General features: G+C 49.0%; 28 protein-coding genes. 24 read left to right on the top strand and 4 right to left on the bottom strand.

The window, feature by feature from the left end; translation table 11 throughout:
• The 9 genes from D3P08_RS24495 to D3P08_RS24455 all read left to right on the top strand — a co-directional run.
• Positions 1–1,449: S-layer homology domain-containing protein (locus D3P08_RS24495; protein WP_147381850.1), on the top strand; the 1,449-nt coding region annotated here is incomplete at its 5' end.
• 219 nt (positions 1,450–1,668) lie between these two features.
• Entirely contained in the window at positions 1,669–2,946 is a 1,278-nt protein-coding gene (locus D3P08_RS24490; RefSeq protein ID WP_119602759.1) for a carbohydrate-binding domain-containing protein, read from the top strand.
• A 167-nt stretch (positions 2,947–3,113) separates the two neighbouring features.
• Positions 3,114–4,079: a phosphodiester glycosidase family protein gene (locus tag D3P08_RS24485; RefSeq protein WP_119602758.1), complete on the top strand. Its 966-nt coding sequence runs from the start codon at positions 3,114–3,116 to the stop codon at positions 4,077–4,079.
• Positions 4,060–4,491 carry a hypothetical protein gene (locus D3P08_RS24480; RefSeq protein WP_147381849.1) on the top strand — a complete coding sequence of 144 codons (432 nt, stop codon included), beginning with the start codon at positions 4,060–4,062 and terminating at the stop codon, positions 4,489–4,491. The genes D3P08_RS24485 and D3P08_RS24480 overlap by 20 nt, the downstream gene beginning before the upstream one ends.
• Complete coding sequence (locus D3P08_RS24475) at positions 4,488–5,522, top strand: bifunctional glycosyltransferase family 2/GtrA family protein (protein WP_119602756.1); 1,035 nt, start codon at positions 4,488–4,490, stop codon at positions 5,520–5,522. The genes D3P08_RS24480 and D3P08_RS24475 overlap by 4 nt, the downstream gene beginning before the upstream one ends.
• A 127-nt stretch (positions 5,523–5,649) precedes the next feature.
• Entirely contained in the window at positions 5,650–6,813 is a 1,164-nt protein-coding gene (locus tag D3P08_RS24470) for a DUF4317 domain-containing protein (RefSeq protein ID WP_119602755.1), read from the top strand.
• An 89-nt stretch (positions 6,814–6,902) separates the two neighbouring features.
• Complete coding sequence (locus D3P08_RS24465) at positions 6,903–7,220, top strand: AbrB/MazE/SpoVT family DNA-binding domain-containing protein (RefSeq protein WP_119602754.1); 318 nt, start codon at positions 6,903–6,905, stop codon at positions 7,218–7,220.
• Complete coding sequence (locus tag D3P08_RS24460) at positions 7,220–7,606, top strand: type II toxin-antitoxin system PemK/MazF family toxin (protein ID WP_119602753.1); 387 nt, start codon at positions 7,220–7,222, stop codon at positions 7,604–7,606. The genes D3P08_RS24465 and D3P08_RS24460 overlap by 1 nt, the downstream gene beginning before the upstream one ends.
• A 68-nt stretch (positions 7,607–7,674) precedes the next feature.
• Positions 7,675–8,235 carry a DUF4256 domain-containing protein gene (locus tag D3P08_RS24455; protein WP_119602752.1) on the top strand — a complete coding sequence of 187 codons (561 nt, stop codon included), beginning with the start codon at positions 7,675–7,677 and terminating at the stop codon, positions 8,233–8,235.
• A 69-nt stretch (positions 8,236–8,304) separates the two neighbouring features.
• Here the strand turns inward: D3P08_RS24455 and D3P08_RS24450 are convergent, their stop codons facing one another.
• Complete coding sequence (locus D3P08_RS24450; RefSeq protein ID WP_119602751.1) at positions 8,305–8,769, bottom strand: DinB family protein; 465 nt, start codon at positions 8,767–8,769, stop codon at positions 8,305–8,307.
• A gap of 198 nt (positions 8,770–8,967) precedes the next feature.
• On the opposite strand from D3P08_RS24450, the gene D3P08_RS24445 reads away from it, so the two are divergent.
• The 3 genes from D3P08_RS24445 (at position 8,968) to D3P08_RS24440 (ending at position 11,018) form a co-directional block, all read left to right on the top strand.
• Positions 8,968–9,879: a LysR family transcriptional regulator gene (locus D3P08_RS24445; RefSeq protein ID WP_119602750.1), complete on the top strand. Its 912-nt coding sequence runs from the start codon at positions 8,968–8,970 to the stop codon at positions 9,877–9,879.
• A gap of 26 nt (positions 9,880–9,905) precedes the next feature.
• Positions 9,906–10,082, top strand: a complete 177-nt coding sequence (locus tag D3P08_RS27450) for a hypothetical protein (RefSeq protein ID WP_162848592.1) — start codon at positions 9,906–9,908, stop codon at positions 10,080–10,082.
• A gap of 195 nt (positions 10,083–10,277) precedes the next feature.
• The gene (locus tag D3P08_RS24440; protein ID WP_162848591.1) at positions 10,278–11,018 is read left to right on the top strand and encodes a transglycosylase domain-containing protein; all 741 of its coding nucleotides are present in this window, start codon (positions 10,278–10,280) and stop codon (positions 11,016–11,018) included.
• Between the two features lie 21 nt (positions 11,019–11,039).
• Here the strand turns inward: D3P08_RS24440 and D3P08_RS24435 are convergent, their stop codons facing one another.
• Positions 11,040–11,675, bottom strand: coding sequence for a nitroreductase family protein (locus D3P08_RS24435; RefSeq protein WP_119602748.1), 636 nt, complete (start codon positions 11,673–11,675; stop codon positions 11,040–11,042).
• A gap of 51 nt (positions 11,676–11,726) precedes the next feature.
• Positions 11,727–12,695, bottom strand: coding sequence for a DMT family transporter (locus D3P08_RS24430; protein ID WP_119602747.1), 969 nt, complete (start codon positions 12,693–12,695; stop codon positions 11,727–11,729).
• Positions 12,696–12,895: 200 nt separating this feature from the next.
• On the opposite strand from D3P08_RS24430, the gene D3P08_RS24425 reads away from it, so the two are divergent.
• From D3P08_RS24425 to D3P08_RS24370, 12 genes are all read left to right on the top strand, one after another.
• Entirely contained in the window at positions 12,896–14,236 is a 1,341-nt protein-coding gene (locus D3P08_RS24425) for an aminotransferase-like domain-containing protein (RefSeq protein ID WP_119602746.1), read from the top strand.
• A gap of 108 nt (positions 14,237–14,344) precedes the next feature.
• A complete protein-coding gene (locus tag D3P08_RS24420) occupies positions 14,345–15,367 on the top strand; it encodes a DUF3231 family protein (RefSeq protein ID WP_119602745.1) in 1,023 nt (340 codons plus the stop codon).
• 124 nt (positions 15,368–15,491) lie between these two features.
• A complete protein-coding gene (locus D3P08_RS24415; protein WP_119602744.1) occupies positions 15,492–17,606 on the top strand; it encodes a methyl-accepting chemotaxis protein in 2,115 nt (704 codons plus the stop codon).
• Positions 17,607–17,910: 304 nt separating this feature from the next.
• A complete protein-coding gene (locus D3P08_RS24410) occupies positions 17,911–18,543 on the top strand; it encodes a glycoside hydrolase family 11 protein (RefSeq protein ID WP_119602743.1) in 633 nt (210 codons plus the stop codon).
• Between the two features lie 93 nt (positions 18,544–18,636).
• Entirely contained in the window at positions 18,637–19,527 is an 891-nt protein-coding gene (locus D3P08_RS24405) for a formylglycine-generating enzyme family protein (protein ID WP_119602742.1), read from the top strand.
• 113 nt (positions 19,528–19,640) lie between these two features.
• Positions 19,641–20,195: an RNA 2'-phosphotransferase gene (locus D3P08_RS24400; RefSeq protein WP_119602769.1), complete on the top strand. Its 555-nt coding sequence runs from the start codon at positions 19,641–19,643 to the stop codon at positions 20,193–20,195.
• A gap of 109 nt (positions 20,196–20,304) precedes the next feature.
• Entirely contained in the window at positions 20,305–21,012 is a 708-nt protein-coding gene (locus D3P08_RS24395) for a DNA alkylation repair protein (RefSeq protein WP_119602741.1), read from the top strand.
• 21 nt (positions 21,013–21,033) lie between these two features.
• Entirely contained in the window at positions 21,034–21,576 is a 543-nt protein-coding gene (locus tag D3P08_RS24390; RefSeq protein ID WP_119602740.1) for a histidine phosphatase family protein, read from the top strand.
• Positions 21,577–21,860: 284 nt separating this feature from the next.
• A complete protein-coding gene (locus D3P08_RS24385; protein ID WP_119602739.1) occupies positions 21,861–22,559 on the top strand; it encodes a Na-translocating system protein MpsC family protein in 699 nt (232 codons plus the stop codon).
• Between the two features lie 113 nt (positions 22,560–22,672).
• Positions 22,673–23,059, top strand: coding sequence for an ATP-binding protein (locus D3P08_RS24380; RefSeq protein WP_119602738.1), 387 nt, complete (start codon positions 22,673–22,675; stop codon positions 23,057–23,059).
• On the top strand, positions 23,037–24,569 hold the full coding sequence (locus D3P08_RS24375) for an ATP-binding protein (RefSeq protein ID WP_240647736.1): 1,533 nt from the start codon (positions 23,037–23,039) through the stop codon (positions 24,567–24,569). Before D3P08_RS24380 ends, D3P08_RS24375 begins: the two co-directional genes overlap by 23 nt.
• A 73-nt stretch (positions 24,570–24,642) precedes the next feature.
• Positions 24,643–25,338 carry a Na-translocating system protein MpsC family protein gene (locus D3P08_RS24370; protein ID WP_119602736.1) on the top strand — a complete coding sequence of 232 codons (696 nt, stop codon included), beginning with the start codon at positions 24,643–24,645 and terminating at the stop codon, positions 25,336–25,338.
• A 47-nt stretch (positions 25,339–25,385) separates the two neighbouring features.
• Here D3P08_RS24370 and D3P08_RS24365 read toward each other — a convergent pair whose 3' ends face one another.
• Positions 25,386–25,937 carry a GNAT family N-acetyltransferase gene (locus D3P08_RS24365; RefSeq protein ID WP_162848590.1) on the bottom strand — a complete coding sequence of 184 codons (552 nt, stop codon included), beginning with the start codon at positions 25,935–25,937 and terminating at the stop codon, positions 25,386–25,388.
• Positions 25,938–25,974: the final 37 nt, after the last annotated feature.

The raw sequence follows: 25,974 nt of genomic DNA, 5'->3' as shown, positions 1-25,974 counted from the left end.
ACGTGGTCAAGCAGTGATAGCGGCGGAAAAGTGACGGTCAATGCGAGCGGACTGGTCCGAGTAGCCTCCGACGCAGCGCCGGGAACGTACACCATTACAGCAACGTCGACGTTCGATGGAACGAAGGCGGATACGGCCACGATCACGGTCACGGCATTACCGGTTTATCAAGCTCCGCCGGCACCTGGCCCTGTGAACACGGGAGTAGACGTCCTCGTCAACGGCAAAATAGAAAACGCAGGGACCGCAACGACGGATCAGGTGAATGGGCAGCAAGTGACCACCATTGCGGTGAACGAGGATAAATTGCAACAGAGACTTCAGGCAGAAGGCAGCGGGGCGACGATCACGATCCCTGTGTCAACAGCAAGTGATGTCGTCGTTGGTGAACTGAACGGCCGCATGGTCAAGAACATGGAGAACCGGCAAGCGGTCGTAGAGATTCGTACCGAGAATGCCGCATATACTTTGCCGGCCGGTCAAATCAATATTGATGCGATTTCCGAGCGATTCGGGACGAACCTCGCCTTACAAGACATTAAGGTGAAGATCGAAATCGCTGCCCCGCTTACGGAAACGGTCCAATTGGTTGAGGATGCTGCAAGCCGCAACCAATTCACGTTAGTCGTTCCGCCGCTCGACTTCAAAGTGAGCGCCGTTTACGGCGACCAAGCGGAAGAAATATCGAACTTCAACGCTTACGTGGAGCGCATGGTGGCGATTCCCGAAGGTGCGGATCCGAGCCGCATTACAACGGGAGTCGTCGTCGAGCCGGACGGCGCGGTGCGTCACGTACCGACCAAAGTTGTTCAGATAGACGGCCGCTACTATGCGCAAATGAACAGTCTCACGAATAGCACGTACTCTGTTGTTTGGCATCCGCTTGAATTCGAGGATGTAAAGAACCACTGGGCGAAAGACGCCGTGAATAACATGGGCTCGCGGATGGTCGTGGAAGGAACGGGCAACGGCATGTTCAGCCCAGAGCAAGACATTACCCGGGCCGAGTTTGCAGCCATTATTGTGAGAGCCTTAGGTTTGCGGTTGGAAAAGGGCGATAGCAGCTTCAAGGATGTGAAGCTCACGGACTGGTACAGCAGAGCGGTTCAGACCGCGTACGAGTACCGGTTAATCAATGGTTTTGAAGACGGTACGTTCCGTCCGAATGATAAGCTTACCCGAGAACAAGCGATGCAGATTATCGCCAGCGCCATGAACCTAACTGGCTTGAACGACCGAATACTTGAACAATCGTTAGAAGCCATGCTTCATTCTTATAGCGATTCGGAGGATGTGGCTTCTTGGGCAGAAACGAGTATGGCGAAAAGTATTCAAGCAGGCGTGGTAACGGGGAAAAACGGCAACAAGCTTGCGCCAAAGGCGTATATTACCCGAGCAGAGGTCGCCGCTATTGTTGACCGTTTGCTGGAAAAGTCGGAATTAATTTAGAGTTTAGAGTGATCGAACTGACAATTGGTCCGAAGGCTATGAAATGAATTCATGTACGTGTCTTTTAATTCCCTCAAGCGGATAGCTTGGGGGAATTTTGTTTTGTAGGCTGATTCATTTAAGTTTGATTAAAGCTATCGGCATTAGGATGTAAATAAGTCACGAAGCGATCATGCTTTTTGAAAAATAAACAGTGAATGATACGAGGAGTGTTGATTTATGAAAAAAAGGATGCATAACATAAGCATCGTTACGATGGCCTTATTCCTTAGCCTATCTGCCGTTGGCTGCTCTAAGGCGCAGGTCGGCAACGGGGATGCAGCCGCAGCTGCAGTTGCAAGCAATCGATCAACAAGCACGAGCGCATCGCCGGCGGCGGAAGCTGACTCCGCAGAAGCCTCTTCCGATGCTTCCTCAACGGAAGCTGCCGTTTCCGTTTCCGGTTCGTCCACGTCGGAATTATTCAGCGATCGGGATTTAGAACAGACAGCCGATCTTACATCAGCAACACCAATAAAGCTGGTAAGCAATCAAGATGTGACGCTGAATACGGAAGGCGTCTATGTCTTAAGCGGTGAGGCGGAAAATGTGACGGTCGTGGTGGAAGCTGCCGAGGATGCAAAAGTTCAAATCGTCCTGGACGGCGTCCGTATAACGAATGAAGATTCACCCGCCATCTATGTGAAAGCAGCGGATAAAGTATTCGTCACATCGACTGACAGCGAGAACCATATGGAGGTTACCGGAACCTACGCGGCGGACGGAGACACGAATTTGGATGCCGTCATTTTCTCTAGAGCGGATATAACCTTGAATGGAACAGGAACCTTAGAAATTGTGTCTAACGAAGGGAATGGTATTTCTTCAAAGGATGACCTCAAAATAACGGGGGGCGCGTATACCATTCATTCAGCTGCGGATGCACTAGAGGCCAATGATGCCATTCTTATCCATGATGGAACCATCACCATAGATGCCGGGAAGGACGCTTTGCATAGCGAAAACGATGAGGATCCTTCTCTTGGGAACATCTATATTGAAGGCGGCTCCTTAACGATTACCGCTGCCGATGATGCCATCCGCGGCAATAACCTTGTACAAATCGACGGCGGCACCATTAACATAGAGACCAGTGAAGAAGGCATTGAAGCCAATTCTATTAAGGTGAATGACGGTCAGATTACTTTGTATGCGAATAATGACGGCATTAATGCTTCGCAGAAAGTCAATTCCAACGTAGTGATTGAAGTCAATGGCGGTACCATTGATGTCAGTATGGGCAGTGGGGATACGGACGCCTTTGATTCAAACGGCGATATCTATATTAATGGCGGAACCATTCTTGTAGAAGCGGGGTCGGCCTTCGACTCGGATGGTACAGCACAATTAAATGGCGGCAATGTTACGGTGAATGGTGAACAAATCACTCAAATTACCCAATCCCGCGGAGGCGGTGGCCGAGGCGGGGCTGGCTTCGGAAGAGGAGTGCGACAATAACGGAAGAGCAGGCCAACTGAGCTAGTTTCGATTTCATCGAAACTGGCTTTTTTCTTTAGTACAAGCACCGAACCATTTAAGCTGCGTTAAAGCTTCGCCCTGTAGATTAAGAGTGTAAGCAAGATCATGTGCACAGAACAATTCTACAAGAAAGGATCGAATATGGAATGAAACAGCCTTTGTTCAGGCCCTACAGATGGGCCGTCATTTATTCCGTTATTTTAACGGCTTCCGTTTCTTTTACCCTGCTGGATACCTTTGTATTGCCCAAATCGCTGGCCGATGCGTCTTTTACATCGCCGCCTTCAACAACCGTAGCAGGATCATCAGGAAGTGCAGCGTCATCGTGGGAGGATGTTTCCGCAGCAGCCGAAACCGAAACAGTATCGCAGTCTAAGGCGGTTATTACGGACACGTCCTACGAGGACGAAAACGTGAAAATCTCGATTGAAACGGTTCGGAAGTATGATTCAACCCTTTATGTTGCAGATATTCAAGTTTCCGACCCCTCTTACCTGAAAACGGCCCTCGCCAACCAAACCTATGGCCGAAACATAACGGCAACGACCTCGGACATCGCAGAGGAGAACAACGCGATTTTTGCCATAAACGGGGACTTTTACGGGTTTAGAGACAGCGGGTATGTGCTGCGGAACGGTGTCGCTTACCGGGACACAGCCAGAAGCGGCGACAATGATGCCCTAGTCATTGATAAGGACGGCAACTTGTCCGTCGTTTCCGAAGGAGAAGTAAGCATGGACTCCCTATCCGAGCAAGGAGCGTGGCAGGTTTTATCCTTTGGACCGGGCCTTGTGGAGGGCGGCAGTATTGTGGTTGACAGCTCCAGCGAAGTAGGAAAAGCCATGGCAAGCAATCCAAGAACGGCCATCGGCCAGGTTTCCGAGCTTCATTATATGGTCGTCGTATCGGACGGACGCACGAGCGAGAGCGAAGGACTATCCCTTCTACAGCTGGCGCAGGAGCTGAAGGATCGGGGATGTACGGTCGCTTATAACCTGGACGGCGGCGGATCCTCAACGATGTATTTTAACGGAGAAGTCGTGAATAAGCCGACAAGCGGCAGAAGCATAGGAGAAAGAAAGGTGAGCGACATTGTCTACATTGGCTATTAAGACGGGGAAATATGAAAAGCAGCTTAGAAGAACAGTATGGGGCCACTTGATCGCGGCAGCTGCAGCGGCAGCCGTGGACAAGGTTTATGGCATCTACAGCCATGGAGTCGATTCGGCGGCAATGAGCTGGATGTTTTTATATCCGTTGGTTGGAGGAGCGCTTTACTGCTTCATCATGGGCAGACTCTTTCCGAGCATCACGCATTCTGTCAGCTGCCGGGTATTTTTAAATCTTCATAATTCAGGAATCGCTGCGCTGACCATTGCGAGCCTCCTAAGCGGCGTGTTTGAAATTGCCGGCACAAACTCCTCCCACTTGTTCTATTACGACGCGGCGGGGTGGGGCTTCATCGCCGCAGGTCTCATTACAGCCGCCGGCCCATTAGCCGTGAGAAGGAGGGGACATCAATGATTATTTTGATCCCGGCTTACGAACCGAGTCAAAGGCTTATTCACTTGATTCATGATTTAAAGGATAGAAGTGACGATGAGATCGTCGTAGTAGACGATGGCAGCGGGCCGGCATATCAGTCTATTTTTGATAGGGCTGCAAGTCTAGGCTGTACGGTGTTAACGCATGAGCATAACAAAGGGAAGGGAGCGGCGTTAAAAACCGGCTTTCGCTATATACTTGAAACGAAGGAAGCGTCAGGCGTTGTTACGGCGGATTGTGACGGGCAGCATTTGCCGAAAGATATTATCCGAATAGCGGAGGAAGTCGTGCAGGGCCACCCCAAAACGATCGTGCTTGGCAGCAGGAAATTTGCAGGAAAAGTCCCCTTCCGCAGCCGATTTGGAAACAGTGTGACGAGGAGCATATTCTCCTTTGTCAGCGGCGCGAAAATATACGATACACAAACGGGACTTCGGGGATTCGGGGCGGAGATGCTTCCGTGGCTGTGCAGAATTACAGGCGACCGGTTCGAGTATGAAATGAATATGCTGCTCGAGGCCGTTCCGGCGGGCTGCACGTTTAAAGAGATCGATATCGACACCGTCTATCTGGAGCGGAATCAATCTTCTCATTTTCATTTTCTAAAAGATTCTTTCCGCGTATACTTGCCGATTGTTAAATTCAGCGTGTCTTCGCTTATGTCCGCATTCCTCGATGTGCTGCTTCTTGTACTTATTCAGCTCTTTACTTCCAATCTATTGCTTGCGGTAGTAGGGGCGAGAGTCTGCAGCGCAGTTTTTAATTACGCCGCCAATCGGCGTTTTGTATTTTCAACGTCCAATGATGTGCCTGTTAAAAGCTCGCTGCCCCGATATATGCTCCTTGCGCTCGTCGTGATGCTTGCGAACTACGGCGTCATCGATTTTTATTACAGCACAATCGGATTGTCCTTGATCTTAGCGAAGATTTTTACGGAAACAACCATCTTCTTGTTCAGTTATTGGGTTCAAAGGAAGTTTGTTTTTGTGAAGTCGGGTCGACTGCAATGAGCGCCGTAATAATTTTCGTAATGCCCTTCTTCCGAGGGGCTTTTTCAGTTTGATGTGTTACATTTTTTTAGAGCAATCGATTATACTGGATAAGCCATCTTATAACATAGGAGCTGTTCGACGGACCATGATAAAAAAAGAACTCGCGCATATTCGCAAGCAATTCAAGCTGGATAATCATAAGCTCAACCTTTATGACATTTTGAACGTGTACATTATGAAGGAAAGCAACGAAATCTATCATTTCGAGCGTCAGCCGTTCGCCCTCTTGGACCGAGAGAAGCAGGAGCTGTATATGAGCAATTTCAAAAAACTGCTGACCGGCGAATTGGACCAGAAGCTATTCGAATTGAAGTTTATGGAGGAAGCGGAGGATCCTTCGCGGGTGCTTCTCCATCAAGCGCTGGTGACCGGCGATCCGGAGGAATGGCATGATCTTATGATTTTGCTCGTGGAGAAAATGCTGGCCGATACCAAATATGAACGGGACACGGTGGTTACATTCGTCCGCGGGCAATATTTTCGGCCGACCAAGGAAAGGAACGAAGAAGCCGAGGAGAGCGAAAACGATGAGATGTTCGTCAATCCGTTCATTCTGTGCAGCGTGAATTCCACGGAGCAGCATCGGAAGACGCTCATGTTCGATTATGTCGAGAGGGAATTTAAATATAATGTCTTCGTTGATCCGATTATCAAGCTGAACGCGCCGGAGCAAGGCTTTTTCTACCCTAGCGTGACGGACAATTATTCCGACGTGAACCGCATTATGTATTGCACGGGGAAAGCCAACGAGCCGAATTTCCGTTTCATTGAGCAAGTGTTGAATGCCGAGAAGACGGTGACGGCGCAGGAAGAAAGAAGCATTTTCGAGGAGATCGTGAAGGAAGTGGCGGGAGAGCAGCTCGATGCGGCAACGATCGCTCATGTATACGAGGAAATTCACCAGATCATCGAAACGAACGAGGAGGAAGAGCCTCCGAAGCTGGATTATAAAGATGTGGCGCATATGCTGACGGCTAGTGGCGTGGAGAACGTGACGACGGAGAAGGTGGAGCGGGCGTTCGAAACGGTGGTTGACGACAAAAACTATGAAATCAAAGCGAGCAGCGTCATTCCGAAGTTCACTTCGAAGTCGATAAAAATCGAAACGAAGGTCGCCACAATCTCGGTCAGCCCGCAAGATTTGAAATATGTGAAGCAGGTCAATTACCGAGGAAAACGGTGCATTTTGATCGAGGTCGACGAGGACGCGGTGATTGAAGGATTTACACTGAGCACGGAGACGCTGTAGAATCGGCAATAGCTACTGAAACATACATGTATCCTTCACTCGGGTGTTGTATATACTGTGTATATACAATCCCTGGAGGGTGTGCTAAAATGGTACAAAATGGTGGAATAAGAAGAGGGATGATTTATATGACGAAAGCAACTGTCCGGAAATGGGGAAATAGCTTGGCCGTCCGCATCCCGCAGGAAGTTTCCGAGCTAGTAAAGTTCGCAGACGGGGTTGGGATTGAAATGATAGTAACAGAGAATAAGGAGCTAGTTTTACGAGCTGTCGAAGCTGAGATTGATGAAGAGGATCCGGATTATCTGCGTGCATTATCATTGAAACTACGAGAAGAATGCGAAAAATCGGAGGTTAGCGAAATAGAAGATGCACTACCAGATCTTGTAGGAGATGAGATGTGGTAATGGCTATAACCGGTAACATCCAACGCGGAAGTATTGTCTATATAGAACTAAGCCCACAGGCCGGGTACGAGCAGGGCGGAAGAAGACCAGCGCTTGTGGTATCTGATGGGATCGTCAATCCGGGAACGCTTGCACAAAAATTTGCCGCTATCGTGCCTCTTGCAAATACAAAAAGGGAGTATCCATACCATGTCCCCGTTCCCGAAAATGAGATAGAAATTAATCATCCAGAAGAGGGAGTTGTATTTCTTACTGGACAGGCACTATGCGAGCAAGTTAAAGCTCTAGATATGAATCAAAGAAACGCAGACGTTGTGGGGCAAGTGGATATTACATCAGAGTTTTATAAGAAAGTAATTGCGATCGTGCGGAGCATCTTTTTTTAATCACAGAAAACGTTTTGCTATAAATATCATTCGTTATTCGCTAAACAATACACGAGGGAGGATTTATTATGACCAATAAAGCGCTAACACCAGAACAAAGCGAGGAACTGCTACTAACCTTGCAGCGCCGATTTGAAAAAAACATGAACCGTCACGAGGATCTGGTATGGGCTGATATTAAAGCAAAGCTCGAGGCGAGTCCTGAAAAGCTGTGGTCGCTCCATGAAATGGAGAAGACCGCAGGCGAACCGGACATCGTGGGTCACGATAAGAAAACGGGCGAATACCTCTTTATTGATTGTTCGGCGGAAAGTCCGAAAGGCCGCAGAAGTATTTGCTACGACCGTGCGGCGCTGGATTCGAGGAAAGAGCATAAACCGGCAAACAGCGCCTTGGATATGGCTGCCGAAATGGGCATCGAGCTCTTAACGGAAGAGCAATATCGGAAGCTGCAGGAGTTCGGAAATTTCGATTTGAAGACATCGAGCTGGGTAGTCACACCTCCACATATTCGAAAGCTTGGAGGAGCCCTCTTCTGTGACCGCCGCTACGACACGGTCTTTGTGTACCACAATGGAGCGGAATCTTACTATGGCGCCAGAGGTTTTCGGGGATTGTTGAGGGTATGAGCAACATATTCAAGTAACGAGGCTGTCCGCGTCATGCGGCAGCCTCGTGTTGCAAATAAAGAATGGCACTTATTGAATCGCCTTTAGCTGGCTCGAAATAATGCCAAGATGGATGGCCTCGTGCATTAGCGCGAAATTGAACAATTCGCCGGAGGTTGGAAATTGGAACGGGCCTAAGAGGAACGGCGATTGAAGCTTCATATCGAGCATTTCGGGCTTCAGCTCGGAAAGCCGGGAAAGCTGTGCCGATAGCTGCTCGATCAGTTCCTGCTTCGCGGGCGGGGCCATCGTCCAATCTGAAGGCCTCGTGCCGGAGCCGAACAGCAATTCATAATGAACCGGAATGGCAGACGGGAATCCAAAAGATAAAGCGGAGTACTTATCCATCCAGTACACGATATGGCCGGTATTCCAACGAATGGTGTTGTTAAATCCTTTCGCTTGCCTATCGAATTGATCTTCCGAAATGTTCTGAAGCTGCCCGATCGCGATCTGACGCAAAGTTTTTCCGGTAGCAATAATCGAATGGGTCATGGTTAAAACGCCTCCTCAATGAATTGGTTGATAAGTGTTTTGCTTTCTATCCACAGTGTATCTCTCTCCCCGAAGGGCAACAATCGCGAGATTCCGATTCATTTGATCGGTTTCAGTAATGATGGCACGCAGAATTGGGATAAAGTGGTATGATGATCTAAATGGATGATTGAGACGACATTTAAGGGAGGCGAGGGAGTGGAATTCAGGCAGCTGGAGTATTTTGCGGCCGTTTGCAAGGAAATGCATTTTTCGAGAGCGGCCGAGAACCTGTGCACCACGCAGTCTAATTTGAGTCAGCAAATCAAGTTTTTGGAGAACGAGCTCGGAACGCCGCTGTTCGACCGCATTGGCAAACGGATAGCGCTGACGGATGCGGGTAAAATTTTGCTGGAACAATGTCACCTTATCTTTGAACGAGTTGATTATATTAAGGGAGCCATTACGGATCTGAAGAAGCTGGAAGGCGGAAGGCTGGACATCGGCATTCTTCCGGGAGACGGGGATTTGTTGTTTGATTCGCTTCTGATCAATTTCCACCGCGCCTATCCCAAGCTTTCCATACGCGTTACGGAAACCGTAGATGTATATGAACAGATTGTGGACGGCACACGGGACCTTGGCGTTACGGTTGTGCCTGATCATCCGGATAACCGTGTCTCGATTATTCCTTTGTTCCATGAGGAGTTTGCGCTAGCCATCAACGCCGATCATCCGTTTGCCAAGTCAAAGGCGATTCCCTTTGAGCAACTGCAGCAGATCAAGCTGGTTATGTTCGCGCCGGAGCATCAGATTACGAAGGTCATCCGCTCCTGCTGCGAAGAAAAAGGGATTGTGATCGATAATACGATCGTAACCTCTACGTTATCGACGGTACTGTCATTAGTCGAACAAGGGATGGGCGGAGCCATTCTTCCGCGATTGCTGCTGGATTATTTGAAACGCGATAACATCGCGGCCGTAAAGCTGCTCAATCCTACTCCAAGCCAGGATATTTGCCTTCTTTACCGGAAGGATAAATTTATGAATCAAGCTGCAAAACTATTTATAGGCGAACTGCAGTCCTTTATTCAAAAGGTTACGGCGATTTCCGCCCGGTCGTTGGGGTAGTCGCCTGCATCCGGGGAGGAAATAGCATGGAACAAGAAAAAGAGATCCAAGAGCTGAAAAGGCGGATAGAAAATCTCGAAAATCAAATCCAGCACAAAAGGTCACGAGCAGGAATGGCTGGATTTGGATTAAGTTTTATCATCGTTTTTGTGCTTCTGTTAGTTGTGATTGGCATTTTTCAGTTTATTCGCGATTCCAATTAATCGTAGAAGAGACGCTTACAGGCGGCTATAGAAGGGTTCCGAAGCAGCGGCATACTGCTTTCGGAACCTTTTTTTATGGGTTGGAAACCTTACAGCGTTGTAAGGGAAGTGAAAGGATATTCGATAGGTAAAGGCTACGGGAGGCTGTAAAATAGTTACAGATCACCATTGTCATTAATGGGAGGGGGAGCTTATATGCTTCATGCCATTCGTTTAAAAAGATTAGTCATGGCCGCTATGATGCTGACCGTGTTGTCGTTGACGGCGTGGCTTGGCATGTCGGCCGCCGGCGACGTGCTGACAGATGACCGTGAAATAACCGCCATCTTAGACGAGGGCGGCTATATTCCCATCCAAGAGATGCCCGATTATATATGGCAAGCCTTTCTCGCCGTGGAGGATCACCGCTTTATGTCTCATCCCGGCATCGATATCCTGTCGCTTGGAAGAGCGCTTGCCGCCGATTTGAAGGCGGGAGGCATGGTGCAAGGCGGCAGCACGATTACGATGCAGCTGGCGCGCAATCTGTTTTTATCGCATGACAAGACAATTGCGCGAAAACTGAAGGAGTCGGCTATCGCGCTTCATATCGAACGGAACTATTCCAAAGAACAAATTTTGTCATTATATCTGAACCAGATCTACTTTGCTCATGGCACCTACGGGATTGAGCAAGCCGCTCAGCTGTATTTCGGCAAGACGGTTCGCGCCGGCTCCAAGGATCAAGAGACGATCAGCTTAAGCGAAGCCGGCATCCTTGCGGCAATGCCCAAAGCTCCCGAACGATATTCGCCGCTGAAAAACAAAGAGCTGGCGATGGAGCGTCAGCAGCTCGTGCTGAATCGGATGGAGGAGCTTGGTTTTATATCGAACGAGGAGAAGCGGCTGGCTCTATCGACGGAGGTTACAGTCGTTCAAGCTGATCGCCATGCATAAAGGTTTGGCTTTTCGACTCATTCAAAACCGGTTCCACACGACCGACTCCTCGATCGGAAGCCTTTCGGACGGGCGGGCGGGCTCTGCTGCTTTGCCAACCGATATAAGCATGACCGGGACGTAACGGTCCGGGATCGCGAAGGCTTCGATCAGCCTGCCCGGATCAAAGCCGCCTATCGGGCAGGAGTCCAGTCCCATCGCTTTCGCGGCGAGCATCAGTTGCATCGCCGCAAGCGATGCGTTGCATATGGCCTGATCCCGGGCCCAGTTTTTGTTTTCATAGGCAAGGTTGATTTGCGAGATCAGTCTGGACTTGATCGCCACGGACATTCGTCCAGCCTGCACATCCGAGCCGAACACTTTCTCCGCATTGCGATCCGCTTGCAAATCGCCTAGAATCGCGACGACAGCGGAAGCTTCAACGACCTGCCGTTGCCCGAACGCAATATCAAGCAAAGTCTCCTTATGGGCCTGATCTGTAATGGTGAGAAATTTCCAATGCTGCAGATTCCAGGCGGATGGCGCGTCCGAGGCTGCTTGTAATAGTGCCAGAATGTCCTCTTCAACCATCCGATAGCCGCTGTCGTACCGTTTTACGGCATGCCTCTCCTTCAGCAACGCAAAGAAATCCAGCTTGCTATTCGTTTTTGTACTCATTTTTCAATACACTCCTTTTCGTTATTCGATTTTTGTCTTTGTATGGAGGGACTAGCCTCCAGCTTTATTCGTCCGATACCTCGGCGCGATGCTCTCCTGCTTGCTCTTCTGCTTTACATTCGTGCCAATCACTCCTGCAATAATGAGCGCGCAGCCGATGAGATGGTAGACGGTGACGGTCTCCCCGAGGATGAAGGCTCCGGCCGCGATCGAGATGACGGTAGACAGATTAGAGAATACGCTGATTCGGGAGGCCTCAAGCTTGGAGAGCGCATAGCTTGACGTGAAGGCTGTCACCAGAGACGCCGGAATGCCGAGGTACACGATCGACCAGACAAAATCCATATTCGCCAGCGGGTCGAAAATCTGATGCATCGTCCCGTCAGCCGCATGAGCGACAAGCGACATCAGCCAGAAGGACGCGCATCCGATCGCCATCATCGCGCTTGTAACCTCGGTCGGCGTGAACGTGCGAAGCAAATAGCGGGAAAGCACGACATAGCCCGCTGACGCAAGGCAAGAAAGAAAAAGCAGCAAGATGCCCGCCGCATTTGTAAAATCAATGCCGGTCCCTTGCATAACGAAAATCAAAGCCACGCCGAATACGGACAGCAGAATCGAGAGCTTCTGCCGAAGCGTCGTGGATTCTTTCAGAAAAATTCCCGCCAATAAGGCCGTTAGAATCGGCGTCACGGCAAAGATGATGCCGCCTTCCGCAGATGAAGCGTGCTCGAGTCCAAACGTCTGCAAGGTGAAAAAACCGAGCGGATACATGAGCGCCAGAATGAGCAGCCTCGGCCATGGCTTCCCCCTCAGCGACACCCGGAATATCCCGGTGGCGATCAGGATAACAATGGCCGCGAACGAGAGGGTAAAACGAAGTGCAAGCGTGTCGATAGGACTGGCGTAAGTAAGAGCGACCTTCGTAAACATAAACGATAGCCCGATGATGGCCGCGTAGACGAGAACGGCGATATAAGCGTAGGCGCGGCCTCGTTGGGGCTGGGATTGGGATTGCATAGCTAAATTCCTCCTCTTGGCGAATGAAAGGGTTCGAACCTGTCACTCGAATCGTAAAGCATCCCGCTGCCTGCCACAACGCGAAAGTTAAGCAACTGTATCGGTACAGTTAAGGATAGCGGTTATGGCAGGGGGATATTTTTTTCGGTATAGTGAGGGTTAAGAAGAGGATGGTTCATGGGGTGTGGGGGGATCCAGCTATGAAAAAATATTCGGCGATCCTGGCGGATTTTGATCAACAGCGGGCGGCCGGCGAGCTTCGGCCGGGACAGAAGCTGCCGTCGGTCCGTCAGGCTGCGGAGCGGTACGGCTGCAGTATCAGCACGGTAATGCGGGCTTATGCGGAGCTTGAGAGGCGGCATGCGGTCTATTCGATACCGCAGAGCGGCTACTATGTGGTGGAGGAGGAAGAGGAGGAAGCCGTCACGGATGACGGGGTCATCGATTTTGCGTCTTCCTCTCCCGATTTGAATGTGTTTCCTTACCGGGATTTTCAACATTGCTTGAATAAGGCAATCGACACCTATAAATACCATCTGTTTACCTATGGGGATCCGAAAGGGCTGCCCGCTTTGCGCGAAACGCTTGTTAAGCATCTCGCAGAGGATCAAATTTTCGCGAAAGCCGATCAAATCGCGGTGACATCAGGCATTCAGCAGGCGCTTCAGACGTTAGCGAGGATGCCGTTCCCGAACGGCAGGTCCATAGTGCTGGTGGAGCAGCCGAGCTATAATTTGTATTTAAAATTCCTTGAAACGGAAGGGCTGCCGGTGAAGAGCATCGAGCGGACGGCAGGCGGCATCGATTTGAGGCGGCTGGAGGAGCTGTTTCGGAGCGGGGATATCAAATGCTTCTACACGATGTCGAGGCATCATAATCCGCTTGGCACCTCTTACGGCGTCCAGGAGAAAAAGACGATCGCCCGTCTGGCCGCCAAATATGATGTGTACGTCGTGGAAGACGACTATATGGCGGACCTCGGGGACAAGCGAGGGTTCGATCCGATATTTGCGTATGACCAGAGCGGGCGTGTGGTGTACCTGAAAAGCTTCTCAAAGATCATTTTCCCAGGATTGCGGATCGGGGCGGTCGTGCTGCCCGTGGCTCTTCTGGACAGCTTCCATGCGTACCACCAGCAGAACGGCGCTGCCCTGCTGTCGCAGGCGGCTCTTGATATTTACATCAAAAACGGCATGTACGAAAGGCACAGGGAAAAGATCTATCGGCAGTATGAATCCAGAATCGAAATTTTGCATGAGGCAGTGAAGCTGTACAACAGCGAAGGGCTGCTCGAGGTGGCGGATGTTCGGTCAGGCGTCTATACGCAATTTAAGCTGCCGCTGGAGGTCAATTTGGAGCGGGTAGTGGACCGTCTTCAGAAGCGGGGCGTTCTCGCGCTGAGCGGGAAGCTGTTTTACCTGACGGACTATAGGCAGCGGGAGAAGTTTTTGCGAATCAGCATTTCCCGGGCTCGTCCTGAGCAGATACAAGAGGGGGTGAAAGCCGTCATCGAGGAAGTGAAGCGCGCGATCCATGTGTAAGCTTTAATGAGGATGCGAGAGGCATATGGTTTGGAACGGACATGTGAATAACATCCAGAAAAAGTTAGAATACTACGACTTGAATAAGCAGCGTAGGGGACGGAGCACATGACAAATCAGAAGCCTGAAGCGAAACCGGCAAATATTGAATTAAGCTGTACGGAAATCGGAGGCCTGTGGGGCACCTATATGCAGGAAAGCATGACGGTATGTTTTCTTATGTACTTTCTGCATCATCTTCAAGACGGGCAGATTATTCCGCTCGCTGAAGAAGCGATGCAAATATCGAAGGACCGCGTAAACAAAATTAAAAAACTGTTTCTTGCGGAAAATTTCCCGATTCCGGCGGGATTTTCGGACGCGGATGTCAATTTATCGGCCCCTCCGCTTTTTCACGACACGTTTACGTTAAGCTTTATCTACATGATGAACAGGCTCTCCATGATCAATTATTCTTTTACGGCATCGAATAACGTCCGGCTCGACGTCCTCGACTTTTTTAACGAGTGCCTGCATACGTCGACCGAGATGTTCGGGAAAGCTGTGCGGATGATGCTGGAGAAAGGGATTTATGACCGCCCTCCGAAAATGAACTATCCGAACAAAGTCGAATATGTGCATAAAGCCTCGTTCCTTGACGGGGTGATAGGCGCCAAGCGGCCATTGAATGCGATCGAGCTGTCCGAAATGTTTTTTAATATCGAGCGAAATTACTTTTCCGTGATTATCATGCTTGGATTTGCGCAGGTCATGGAGGATAAGAAGCTTAAGGACCAAATCATTCGGGGCAAAAAATTAAGCGAAGAGCAAATCGAGCTTTTTAATAAGCTGCTTATGGAGGAGGATTTGCTCGGGACGGTAACCGTCAGCATGGAAGTGACGGAATCGACTGTTTCTCCGTTCTCGGATAAGTTTATTTTTTCGATGATCAATATATTGAATTCGGTTGACATCCTTTTAATTTCACATGCCTTGTCTCTGAGCATGAGAGCTGACCTGACGGCGAACTACACCAAAATCATTACAAAAGTCATGTCCTACGCCAAAGATATATTCGATATCGTGGTGGAGAGGCAATGGCTGGAACAGCCGCCCCTAACGACAGACCGAAAGCAGCTCATCGAAAAGTAATGGTAGCCGTCCCTTAATGGGGCGGCTTTTTATATGTTTCTAACTTACAAATATTAATTAAATAGATTAACTCTCCGATACTATACTTATGTAACTTTTACTAACACATCGGGGGCGTAGGCAGATGAGGAAAAAGAGTAGTCTTGCTAGCAAAGTGAAGCTTAACAGTATCAACAGTAAAGTGGTTCTTTCCATTGTGGGAGTGACCATTGTTGCCTTAGCTGTTGTCAGCATGGTCGTATCAATGAAAGTAAGCAAACAAACGGAGCAAGATTTCAATGATGCCATGGAAGCGCAGCTCAGGGACGTGGATGCAAGCATCGGCAGCTTTTTTTCCGAAGTCGAATCGAATGTGAATATGCTTACAAGCCTTACCCTCTTGAAGGATGCGGATAGCAGAGTCACTTCCTACATCGATAAGAAGGGCGTTAATGGCAAGGTTCCCATGAAGCCGCTCGAAGGCGATCCTTATGAAGCCGAAGTGTACAAAACATTTAAAGCTTTTGTCGGTTCACACGTTACCGTGCTGGCCTCAAGCTTGGGCGTTGAGGAGAACGGGGGATTCGTCCAGTTTCCTGAGAATGACCGGGATGAAGGCTATGACGCAAGAAAAAGATCCTGGTACGAATTAGCGCTTTCCAACGAGGAGCAAGTCCATTTTTCTGACGCGTATACAACTTCAAGCGGGAAGCTGGTTATTTACGCGGCAAAAGCGATAAAGGACGATAACGGCGCGCTTCGCGGCGTGCTTAGCGTAGATATCGATTTGGCAAGCTTATCTGAAATGATGAAGAACAGTAAAATTGGTGACTCTGGATATATCGTGCTCGTAGACGGACTAGGGAACATTATCGCCCATCCTCAAAATGAAGGCTTAGTATCAACCGCGATTTCCGATTTAGGAATCAAACAGTTGGAACATGTCGAGCAGCTTCCAACTGAGCCGTTCGAAACGAAGCTGCAAGACGGCAACAACTATGTTGCGCGCGTCATTCCGGCTTCTAACGAAGAAATTGGTCTTCAATATTTGGTTTTTGTCAAAGAAAACGAGTTCTCCAAAAGCGCAAAAGAAATTACGAATATTCTCATCATGGTGACGCTATGCGTGGTCGTCGTGTCTATCTTTATTGCTTATTATGTTTCGAGTAAGATCTCGAAGCCGATTCAATTCGCGTCCTCTCATTTGCGACGGTTAGGAAACGGTGATTTCACTAACGAAATACCGGAGAAGTACTTACGCGCCGGCGATGAAGTAGGCGATATTATGAGAGATACCCATAATATGCAGAAGAGTCTGATCCGGTTGATCCAGGACATTGCAAGAGCGTCCGGCCAAGTATCCTCCTCCTCCAAAGCGTTGATGGAAACAAGCGAACACTCCGTCATTGCGGCAAATGAGGTAGCCCGAACGATTGGGGAAATTTCCAAAAGCACGGGCGCGCAAGCCGGCGACACCGAGCAAGGCGCTCTGCACATTAACGAATTAGGAAGTTTGATTACGGATGAACAGAGTAACATCCATGATCTTAACGAATCGGCTAAAGAAGTCGATACGATGAAAAATGAAGTGGTGGAGATTTTGAAGGACTTGGTGGATAAGACCCAAACAAGCTATTCGGCCGCCAAAGATGTATCTGAGGTCATTGTGAATACAAATGAGAGTGCGGAAAAAATTGAAAATGCCAGCCGAATGATTAAGGGTATTGCCGAGCAGACGAATCTTCTTGCGTTAAATGCCTCTATCGAAGCGGCTAGAGCGGGTGAGCATGGCAGGGGCTTTGCGGTCGTTGCTCAGGAAATACGCAAGCTTGCCGAGCAATCGAACACCTTTACCGCAGAGATTTCAATGATCACGAGCGAGCTTACAGGAAAAACGGAGTACGCCGTGAGGAAAATTCATGAAGTCGAACAAACCGTTCAATCGCAGGCAGAGAGCGTTGACCAAACGAATGTGCAGGTGGAAGGCATATCCTCAGCCATTGATAGAATGAAGCAAGTGATTTCGCATATCAATCAATCCGCAGAGAAAATGGAAGTCAAAAAGAATGAGATGATCGGCATCATTGAAAATCTGGCTGCGAGCTCCGAGGAGAACGCCGCGGGAACGGAAGAGGTATCCGCATCCGTAGAAGAGCAAACGGCTTCTATGGAGGAAATCTCCAGAGCGAGTAAAGAACTTGCGAACTTGTCCGCAGAAATGCAAATCAGCATTAATAAATTTAAATATGAGAAGAACTAAAAGCGCAGCCGCTTAGTAATTCGCCTTTAGCTAGGAAAAGCCGTCCCTTAATGGGGCGGCTTTTTCACATTTTTTTCGGGGAATGAGAGAGCCCTGAGTATGCATGTTTAAAAAATGGGGGTAAATCTAAACTTTTTAAAATTGTTATGTACACGCTTACATTCTATAATCTTCCACGAAAGGAGGTGGCCGTTAGAGGCGCTTACAGGATAGTCACAGGATCGGTTACGTACTGCGGAGTCCTAACACACAAGGTAGTAGGTAAGGTAGCAGTGACAAAAAAAATTTTTGGAGGGATTTGAGGATGTTTAAATGGAACAAGAAGTTTTTAACGGCGTTTCTTGCAGCAACCATGATTCTTAGCTCGTTCGCGGCGACCGCAAGCGCGAATACGTATTGGCAGAATTGGACGGATGGCGGCGGAACGGTCAATGCCGTCAACGGGTCCGGCGGCAATTACAGCGTGACTTGGTCCAATACCGGGAATTTTGTTGTCGGGAAAGGCTGGGCTACCGGATCGCCATCCCGGACGATCAACTATAATGCCGGCATTTGGCAGCCGTCCGGCAACGCTTATTTGACGCTCTACGGTTGGACGAGAAACTCGCTCATCGAATATTACGTCGTGGACAGCTGGGGTACTTATAGACCGACAGGAACACATAAAGGCACGGTAACCAGCGACGGCGGCACTTATGATATTTATACGACAATGCGCTACAATGCGCCTTCCATTGACGGCACGCAAACGTTCCAGCAGTTCTGGAGCGTCCGCCAGTCGAAGAGAGCGACCGGAAGCAACGTCGCGATCACGTTCAGCAACCATGTTAACGCATGGAGAAGCAAAGGCATGAACCTGGGAAGCAGCTGGTCTTATCAGGTGCTCGCGACGGAGGGGTATCAAAGCAGCGGCAGTTCCAACGTAACGGTATGGTAACAGCGTAACTGCAAGCCGGGATTGCAAAGGCCTGCCGGTCTCACAGCCGGCGGCCTTATTCTTTCAAGCCGAAGATTTTAAAGGAGAACGACTATGAGAAAGCCATTGCTCTTCCTATTCCTTTTCACAGCCCTGGCAGCTATTGTCAGCGGTTGTGCGCAAGACCCTCCCGAGAAGAATGAGCCACCAGCGGTGAATGAAATAGAGGTAACGAAGGACAACCTTGTGCTTGTCAAAGGCGGAAGCTTCGGGAACACAAAGACCAATTATTATGATAAAAAGGTAACGATAGATGATTTTTATATCGGTAAATACGAGGTCACGCAAAAAGAATGGATGGAAATCATGGGCAGCAATCCTTCCGCCTTCAAAGGCGATCAGCTGCCGGTCGAAATGGTAAGCTGGTATGACGCGGTCGAATATTGCAACAGCAGGAGTATAAGAGAGGGATTAAAGCCGTATTACAACGTGAACAAGAATAAAATAGATCCGAATAATAAGAGTGAATATGATCCGATCAAATGGACGGTAACGATTAATGAAGGCGCAAACGGCTACCGGCTGCCGACAGAAGCGGAGTGGGAATACGCCGCAAGCGGAGGACAATTGAGCAAAAGCTACACGTACAGCGGAAGCAACGACGCGGATGAAGTCGCGTGGTACTGGAGAAACGCTGGAGATGAATATTTATCGGGGGATTGGAACTGGCCGATTATCGAAACCAATAAGAACCGGACGCAATCCATCGGTCTCCAAAAGCCGAATGAGCTTGGCTTATACGATATGTCCGGCAATGTGAGGGAATGGTGCTGGAACTGGTACGCGGACGGTGACCCGGGCAGCGCTAGCGGCGGCTCCTTCCGGGTAGTGAAGGGCGGAGGCTGGATCGGCGACGTCAGCAATAACGAGATATCCTTCCGGGGGAAATTCGAGGCGAGCGGTTTTGGCCCCGATCAAGGCTTCCGCGTTATTCGCGGCGCGTGACGGATGGAGAAGGGATGGGTATAGTCGAATTTTACGCATTCTAGGCGTTAGAAAAGATTTATAATGGTAATGGAAGGGGATAAAAGCAAGGATTAGAAAGTGAAGTGAATGCTTTGTTAGATGAAAATGCGGAAAAAAGTTTAAGCAAATTGATGACCAAGATACTCCGGCATGCCCCCGAGGAGTTCGGAATCGCTTTGGATCCCGAGGATGGCTCTTGTCCGTTATCCGAGCTGCTGGCAGCGATTCAGGCTGAACCTCGGTGGGCGCGGATTGAACGGGAAGATATCGAGCAGGTGGTCCGCAATTCGGATAAGCAGCGTTTTGCGATTGAAGACGGACGTATAAGGGCAAGATACGGCCACAGCTACAACCGAGTTCAATATACGCCTGGGGAGCCGCCGGCGATTTTGTATCACGGTACAAATGAAAAGGCTCTCCCTTCGATCGTAAAGGAAGGGCTGCTACCGATAATCCGGCAGTATGTCCATCTGTCGGAGAGCACCGCGTTCGCGGCGTTGGCGGGGAGCCGCAGAGGACGATTGGTGATGCTAACGGTCGATACGCAGCAAGCGAGGCAGTTAGGAACTGCTTTCTATTACGCGGGGAACGAGGTCTGGCTGGCTGACCGCGTGCCGCCTCAATGCTGTTCGGTCATGGAGAAATAAAGCGGCATGGACTCGTTCCATGCCTTTTTCGATAGGTCATCGACAAGGATGAGGATCGTTCACGTCGAATTGGTTAAGGATCGAAAACCAAGGAAGGAAGTGTGAGCCGATGAATGTCGAAACGGTCATGCGGGAGCTTGAAGCGCTCGGGAAGGAACGGCTGAAAAAAATGTACATATCCAATGGCGCGCACGAGCCGCTATTTGGCGTAGCGACAGGAGAGATGAAGCCGCTCTTCAAAAAAATTAAAATCAATCAGCCCTTGGCCGATGAGCTTTATGCGACGGGGAACTACGATGCTATGTACTTTGCGGGCATTATAGCGGATCCGAATGCGATGACGGAAGCGGATTATGACCGCTGGATGGATGGGGCTTATTTCTATATGTTGTCCGACTACGTCGTTGCGGTAACGTTGGCGGAAGCCGATATAGCCCAGGAGGTCGCAGATAAATGGATCGCAAGCGGCGAAGAGCTGAGAATGTCGGCGGGCTGGAGCTGCTACTGCTGGCTTCTAGGCAGCAGACCGGACATCGATTTTTCCGAAAGCAAGCTGGCCGGCATGCTTGATCGGGTGAAAGATACGATTTACGATGCTCCCGATCGGGCGAAATCTGCGATGAATAATTTTATGTACACCGTAGGGGTTTCCTACAAGCCGCTTCATGAGAAGGCGCTGGAGACCGCCAAGGCGGCAGGCCCGATCGAGATGAAACGGGACAAGAAGAAGAGCAGCTTCCTGAACGCGTACGAAAATATTCAAAAGGCAGTGGATAAAGGACAGCTGGGCTTTAAGCGCAAGCATGTGAGGTGCTAGACCGGTTAGGAGCTGATCATGATGAAAACCATTTTTGTTGTGCGGCACTGTCAAGCGGAGGGACAGGAGCCAGGCGCCGGGCTGACGGAGCAAGGCGTCCGGCAGGCTGAGGCGCTTGCTGAATTTTTATTTGATAAAAAGATAGACGCGATTATCTCAAGTCCGTACGAACGGGCTTACCGGACGATACAACCGCTTGCCGGCCGGCTTGGAATAGAAGCAGTCCTGGATGAGCGGTTGGCTGAGAGAGTCTTATCCAGCCGCAATCAACCGGAATGGCGCAACATGCTTCGCAGGACTTTCGAGGATTTGGACTTAAGCTTTGAGGGCGGGGAATCCAGCAGAACGGCGATGGGCCGAGCCTTGGATGTAGTCAAGGATGCTCTGGAGAGCGGCAATCATCAAATCGTCATCGTCTCGCACGGCAACTTGATTTCGCTCTTGCTCAAGCATTTCGATGACACGATTGGATTCGACGAGTGGGAGGCCCTATCCAACCCGGATGTGTTCCGGCTTGCCTTCTCTGAAGAGAAGCCCGTCATTCAACGAATATGGACGGATTGAACGATAGCCCTTCGAAAGAGGGGCTTTCTTTATTGGATTTTTTTAAAACATTTGGTAATAATAGGAATGAAATAGGTCAGGCAGGAATCTAACCCGATTAGTTCGAGAGGCACGGATTTGTCTTACCGTGTCTTTTAACGTCGTTTTATGAATAAAAAAAACAATTTAGTCAAGAATGATGAAGTAAATTTTTGAGAGCGGTTGCTTGACTCCTATTTAATAGGTACAATAGGTGACGGGTAAAAGAATTTAATGCTTTTACCTCACATGAGGGATGATACTTTTTGGATCAAGAAAAGAACATTCAATCGGATCTAGCCAGTCATGTTGCAAGGCTGCTTAGAGAAGCATTCGGGAAAGGACCGCAGTCGGTCTATGTCAGTATCCGCAGGCCGTTCATTGTGTTTTACTTGCGCGGCTTACTGTCGCCTACGGAAAAAGTCCTTTTCGAGCAAGATCAGGTGTTTTTTATTCAGCAAACAAGAGACCTGCTGATGAAATCGCTCATCCCAGAAGTTAGAGCCTATATTTCTCTTCTTGCAGGCATGCAGATTCGTGAGTTTTATTACGATTGGGGCTTACATAATCATTCTGGAGTTTTCGTAGGCATCGAGTCCTATGAAGACGACCCGGGTTTATTCAATCAAGAAATGTATTTTGGGAAAGAAGAGCTCCACCTTGAAATCGCGAGCATAAGCCAGCACGTGCAGAAGCTCCCGGAAGAGATATATTCGTGCATGCTCAACGAACGAACACTTCTGGTTATCCGCAATGGCATTCTGATCAGCATCGAGAAGGAGCTCATTCGGCTCGGCTATGACGAGAAGTTAAAGCTGGCGAAACGAAATTTGGAAAAAGGACATTTGCATAACAACAATCATTTTCATCGCATTTTAAATACGAAAGTTATTGATGTTTTTGCGGACTGGGATTTTGAGCTTGATAAAAGCGTGTTTGTTTTCATGTTAAATCCCACTCAATAATTTGGGTAGCAATGAGCCAGAGACCATGCTGGACATAAGCCTAAATAAAAGCTGTAGGATCAGCTTTTATTTAGGCTTTTTTCATTATTATCAGGAGGATTAACGCGCAGACCATGGCAGACTGGATGCAAATTCAATCGGAGGATGATATTTACCTTGCGCTTCACAGCGCTCGAGTCATGATGAATGAGCTGTCTTTTTCGGAAATGAATCAACAAAAGGTGATCGTTTCCGTTTCGGAATTAACCCGGAACATCTTGGATCATGCAGAGTCCAGAGGATACGTGTCCTTCGAATTCGTAGAAGGGCGCGGCATTCGGATTACCGTCCAAGACCGCGGTAAAGGCATTTCTAACCTGGATCGGGTGATGAGCGGAGAAGCGGTCCAACCTTATCGAGGCTTAGGGCTCGGATTGGCAGGCGCAAAGCGAATGATGGATCAGTTCGAAATTTATACGTCGAAAGAAGGGACGAAAATTGTCTGTACCAAATGGAAATGACAAGGTAAATGAATCCGACCTTACGCTGGACCGCCTGGCCTCCATTGGCCAAATTGCCGCAGGCATCGCCCATGAGGTGAAAAACCCTTTAACTGCGGTGAAAGGGTTTCTTCAGCTGCTGAAGCACGAATCGGAGCATAAGTATCTGGATTACGCGTATTCGGAGCTGGAGAACGCTCTTAGCACCTTGCAAAACTTGCTGCATGTCTCTAAGCCCGACTTGGAGGATGAGCCGTTCGACTGCATTAATCTTTGTTCCGAATTGGAGTCCCTGTTGTACCTATTCCAGGAGAGATCCTATGACGTTTCGATTCAAAAGCATTTTCAAGACACGGACGCGAGAGTGTACGGGAAAAGAAATCAGCTGAAAAAGGCTTTCTTCAACCTGTTAAAAAATGCGTTTGAAGCGATTTCCGATCAAGGGACGATTACGATTAAACACTATAAATCGGATAATGAGCTAACGATTAAGGTTTCGGATACCGGAGTCGGGATTCCGCAGGAAAAAATCAATTTGCTGGGAACGCCGTTCTATACGTCCAAGACGGAAGGCACCGGCATGGGACTTACCCAGGTGTTCTCCACCATCTATGAGCATAGCGGCAAAATTCGCGTCAAGAGCGAAGTGGGGGTTGGGACCGAGTTTACGATTCAATTCCCGATTCAAAATATCAGTCAGGTAGGAGTGGTCAGCTTGAAGCTGCAGTACGTCGAGCACCAAGATTTCGCGCAATATTATTTGGCTAATCAGAAAGAATTTATGGATTTGCTTAAAGTGCAGGGGAAAGAGCTGTTTGAAACGATAAAAGAAACGGCGATCGATGCGGACTACGTCCTCGACTCGGCGCACAATGTGGTGCTTCTTCTCAATGACCGAAATGAACACGGCATTATTCTGCACGCGAAGGAGCACGGGAGGAATTGGGCCAGAAACAATTTGGATCTCATCTTGAAGCTGGAATGGATTCAAGTGCTGCGCATGCTGTATTGGGACTTTCTCTTTAATTACCACTCGCATTTGGAGCAGAATCAACGACAGTTTTTTGAGCTGGAGCGGCAGGTTAATTACACGCTCGACTCCTATTTAAAGCATTTTGCATCCAGCTACTCGGAGTACAAAAACGAGGTGCTGCGTTCGCAGCGCGAGGTCATTGAGGACTTGTCAGTACCGATTATCCCTCTTACCGACAATATCGCCATACTCCCTGTCGTTGGAACGCTCGACACGCTTCGGGCGAAAAAAATACAAGAGCATGTGCTGGTTCAAATCTATCAGCTGAAAATCAAAAAGATGATTATCGACTTGTCCGGCGTCGCTTTTATGGACACGGCCATTGTGTCCCATCTGTTTAAAATTGTGGACGGAATCGCCATTCAAGGCTGTAAAGCGATTATTACCGGTATTCGTCCTGAAATAACGAATACAATGGTTGAACTAGGGATCGCGCTGCATGAGAAGGTGGAGACGAGAGGGACGCTTCAACAGGCCCTTGAGGAGTATGCGAAGTAGTGCGAGTATTCCCTTTACCTATAGAGGTTAAGCGGCGACGTATATACGAGATTGAGGATGAGTTTTTTTGACTATGAATGAAAACTATTACCCGAATGAAATTGCAAGCCACGTGGGAAAGCTGCTGAGGGACGCTTTCGGAAAAGGGCCACAATCGATCCATGTCAGTATGAATTGGCCGTTTATCGTCATTTATTTGCGAAACTTTTTGACGCCGACCGAAAGGATCCTTTTAAGGCAGGGACAGGTCCGCTCTATCCAGCATACGAGAGATATTGTGATGACATCGTTAATTCCGGAGATCAAAGCCTATTTGCTGCTGTTGACTGGCATGAACATTGTGGAATTTTATTACGATTGGGAATTGCATAATTACTCCGGCGTGTTTGTAGGGCGGCAGCAGGGGAGCTTCGAACCCGAAACCGTTACGCAGGAGAGCTATACGGGGAAGGACGAGGTTCATCGGGAGATCGATTATATGAGCAGCAAGGTACAAAAAAGCCCGGACTGCATCTATTCCTGCATGATTAATAAGAGAACGCTGCTGGTTGCGCGCAGCGGGATCTTGACCGATATGAGCAAAGAGCTGATTCGGCTCGGCTATGAAGAAAATTTAAAGCAGGCGGTTCATAATCTTGAAAAGAAGCATTTGCGGGAATTTAAACAGTTTCAGCATATATTAAAGGCAAAGGTAGCAGATGCCTTCGTCGATTGGAATTTCAAGCTGGATCGAAGCGCCATTGTCTTCATCCTAAATCCATTCTCATGAAAAAAGGGGCTGGCCGATTGCAGGCGCGCCCCTTTTTAGGCTGGTTTTCACGATCCCTCGGCCATAACCTCCGACAATGGCGGACATTCGTGCCGAAGCATCGACAGGAGGTCTAAATCCACATATTTTCCTCTGGCGAAATAAGCATGCCGCATCGTGCCTTCATAGACGAATCCGCACTTTTCCGCAATTCGTCTAGCGGCCGCGTTCTCCTTCGCTGTACAGATTTGCAGCCGCGGAATCGGCTTCCACTCGAACAGGTAGCTGCTGAACAGTCGAAGCGCCTCGGTGGCATACCCTTTACCGCGGTCTTCCTTTCTATAAATCTGAAAACCGATCTCGTAGCCTTCATTGTCGGCAGCGCCCTTAAAGAACGTAATCGCTCCCGCGATTCGGCCGGACTTATGGGTAATGAGCATTCTGCCGAAGTCGCTCTCCCAATAGCCCGCGTCGTTATAATATTTTTGAATCTTCGTTTCGTGATGCAGCTCGACTCCAAGGTAGTCGCCTCTATTCGTCAAGTCGTTCATTAACGTAAGCAGCTCCGGCAAATCCTCGTCTTGAATGAAGCGAAGATTGACCTGTTTTCCCGGTAACATGACCATGCCCCCAATTTATTTGCTTATTCTAGGGTGA

Source organism: Paenibacillus nanensis, from assembly GCF_003583765.1.
In the GTDB taxonomy this organism is placed as follows: Bacteria; Bacillota; Bacilli; order Paenibacillales; family Paenibacillaceae; genus Pristimantibacillus; species Pristimantibacillus nanensis.
Note: the sequence above shows the minus strand (reverse complement) of the source record. Positions and strands in the feature narration are given on the sequence as shown.

Coding starts and splice junctions, on each gene's coding strand:
- D3P08_RS24380 (WP_119602738.1), top strand. CDS start 22,673: ATGGCAGACTGGATGCAAATTCAATCGGAGGATGATATTTACCTTGCG.
- D3P08_RS24415 (WP_119602744.1), top strand. CDS start 15,492: ATGAGGAAAAAGAGTAGTCTTGCTAGCAAAGTGAAGCTTAACAGTATC.
- D3P08_RS24430 (WP_119602747.1), bottom strand. CDS start 12,695: ATGCAATCCCAATCCCAGCCCCAACGAGGCCGCGCCTACGCTTATATC.
- D3P08_RS24435 (WP_119602748.1), bottom strand. CDS start 11,675: ATGAGTACAAAAACGAATAGCAAGCTGGATTTCTTTGCGTTGCTGAAG.
- D3P08_RS27450 (WP_162848592.1), top strand. CDS start 9,906: ATGGAACAAGAAAAAGAGATCCAAGAGCTGAAAAGGCGGATAGAAAAT.
- D3P08_RS24460 (WP_119602753.1), top strand. CDS start 7,220: ATGGCTATAACCGGTAACATCCAACGCGGAAGTATTGTCTATATAGAA.
- D3P08_RS24390 (WP_119602740.1), top strand. CDS start 21,034: ATGAAAACCATTTTTGTTGTGCGGCACTGTCAAGCGGAGGGACAGGAG.
- D3P08_RS24490 (WP_119602759.1), top strand. CDS start 1,669: ATGAAAAAAAGGATGCATAACATAAGCATCGTTACGATGGCCTTATTC.
- D3P08_RS24365 (WP_162848590.1), bottom strand. CDS start 25,937: ATGTTACCGGGAAAACAGGTCAATCTTCGCTTCATTCAAGACGAGGAT.
- D3P08_RS24470 (WP_119602755.1), top strand. CDS start 5,650: ATGATAAAAAAAGAACTCGCGCATATTCGCAAGCAATTCAAGCTGGAT.
- D3P08_RS24475 (WP_119602756.1), top strand. CDS start 4,488: ATGATTATTTTGATCCCGGCTTACGAACCGAGTCAAAGGCTTATTCAC.
- D3P08_RS24395 (WP_119602741.1), top strand. CDS start 20,305: ATGAATGTCGAAACGGTCATGCGGGAGCTTGAAGCGCTCGGGAAGGAA.
- D3P08_RS24410 (WP_119602743.1), top strand. CDS start 17,911: ATGTTTAAATGGAACAAGAAGTTTTTAACGGCGTTTCTTGCAGCAACC.
- D3P08_RS24450 (WP_119602751.1), bottom strand. CDS start 8,769: ATGACCCATTCGATTATTGCTACCGGAAAAACTTTGCGTCAGATCGCG.
- D3P08_RS24420 (WP_119602745.1), top strand. CDS start 14,345: ATGACAAATCAGAAGCCTGAAGCGAAACCGGCAAATATTGAATTAAGC.
- D3P08_RS24405 (WP_119602742.1), top strand. CDS start 18,637: ATGAGAAAGCCATTGCTCTTCCTATTCCTTTTCACAGCCCTGGCAGCT.
- D3P08_RS24465 (WP_119602754.1), top strand. CDS start 6,903: ATGGTACAAAATGGTGGAATAAGAAGAGGGATGATTTATATGACGAAA.
- D3P08_RS24425 (WP_119602746.1), top strand. CDS start 12,896: ATGAAAAAATATTCGGCGATCCTGGCGGATTTTGATCAACAGCGGGCG.
- D3P08_RS24485 (WP_119602758.1), top strand. CDS start 3,114: ATGAAACAGCCTTTGTTCAGGCCCTACAGATGGGCCGTCATTTATTCC.
- D3P08_RS24370 (WP_119602736.1), top strand. CDS start 24,643: ATGAATGAAAACTATTACCCGAATGAAATTGCAAGCCACGTGGGAAAG.
- D3P08_RS24455 (WP_119602752.1), top strand. CDS start 7,675: ATGACCAATAAAGCGCTAACACCAGAACAAAGCGAGGAACTGCTACTA.
- D3P08_RS24440 (WP_162848591.1), top strand. CDS start 10,278: ATGCTTCATGCCATTCGTTTAAAAAGATTAGTCATGGCCGCTATGATG.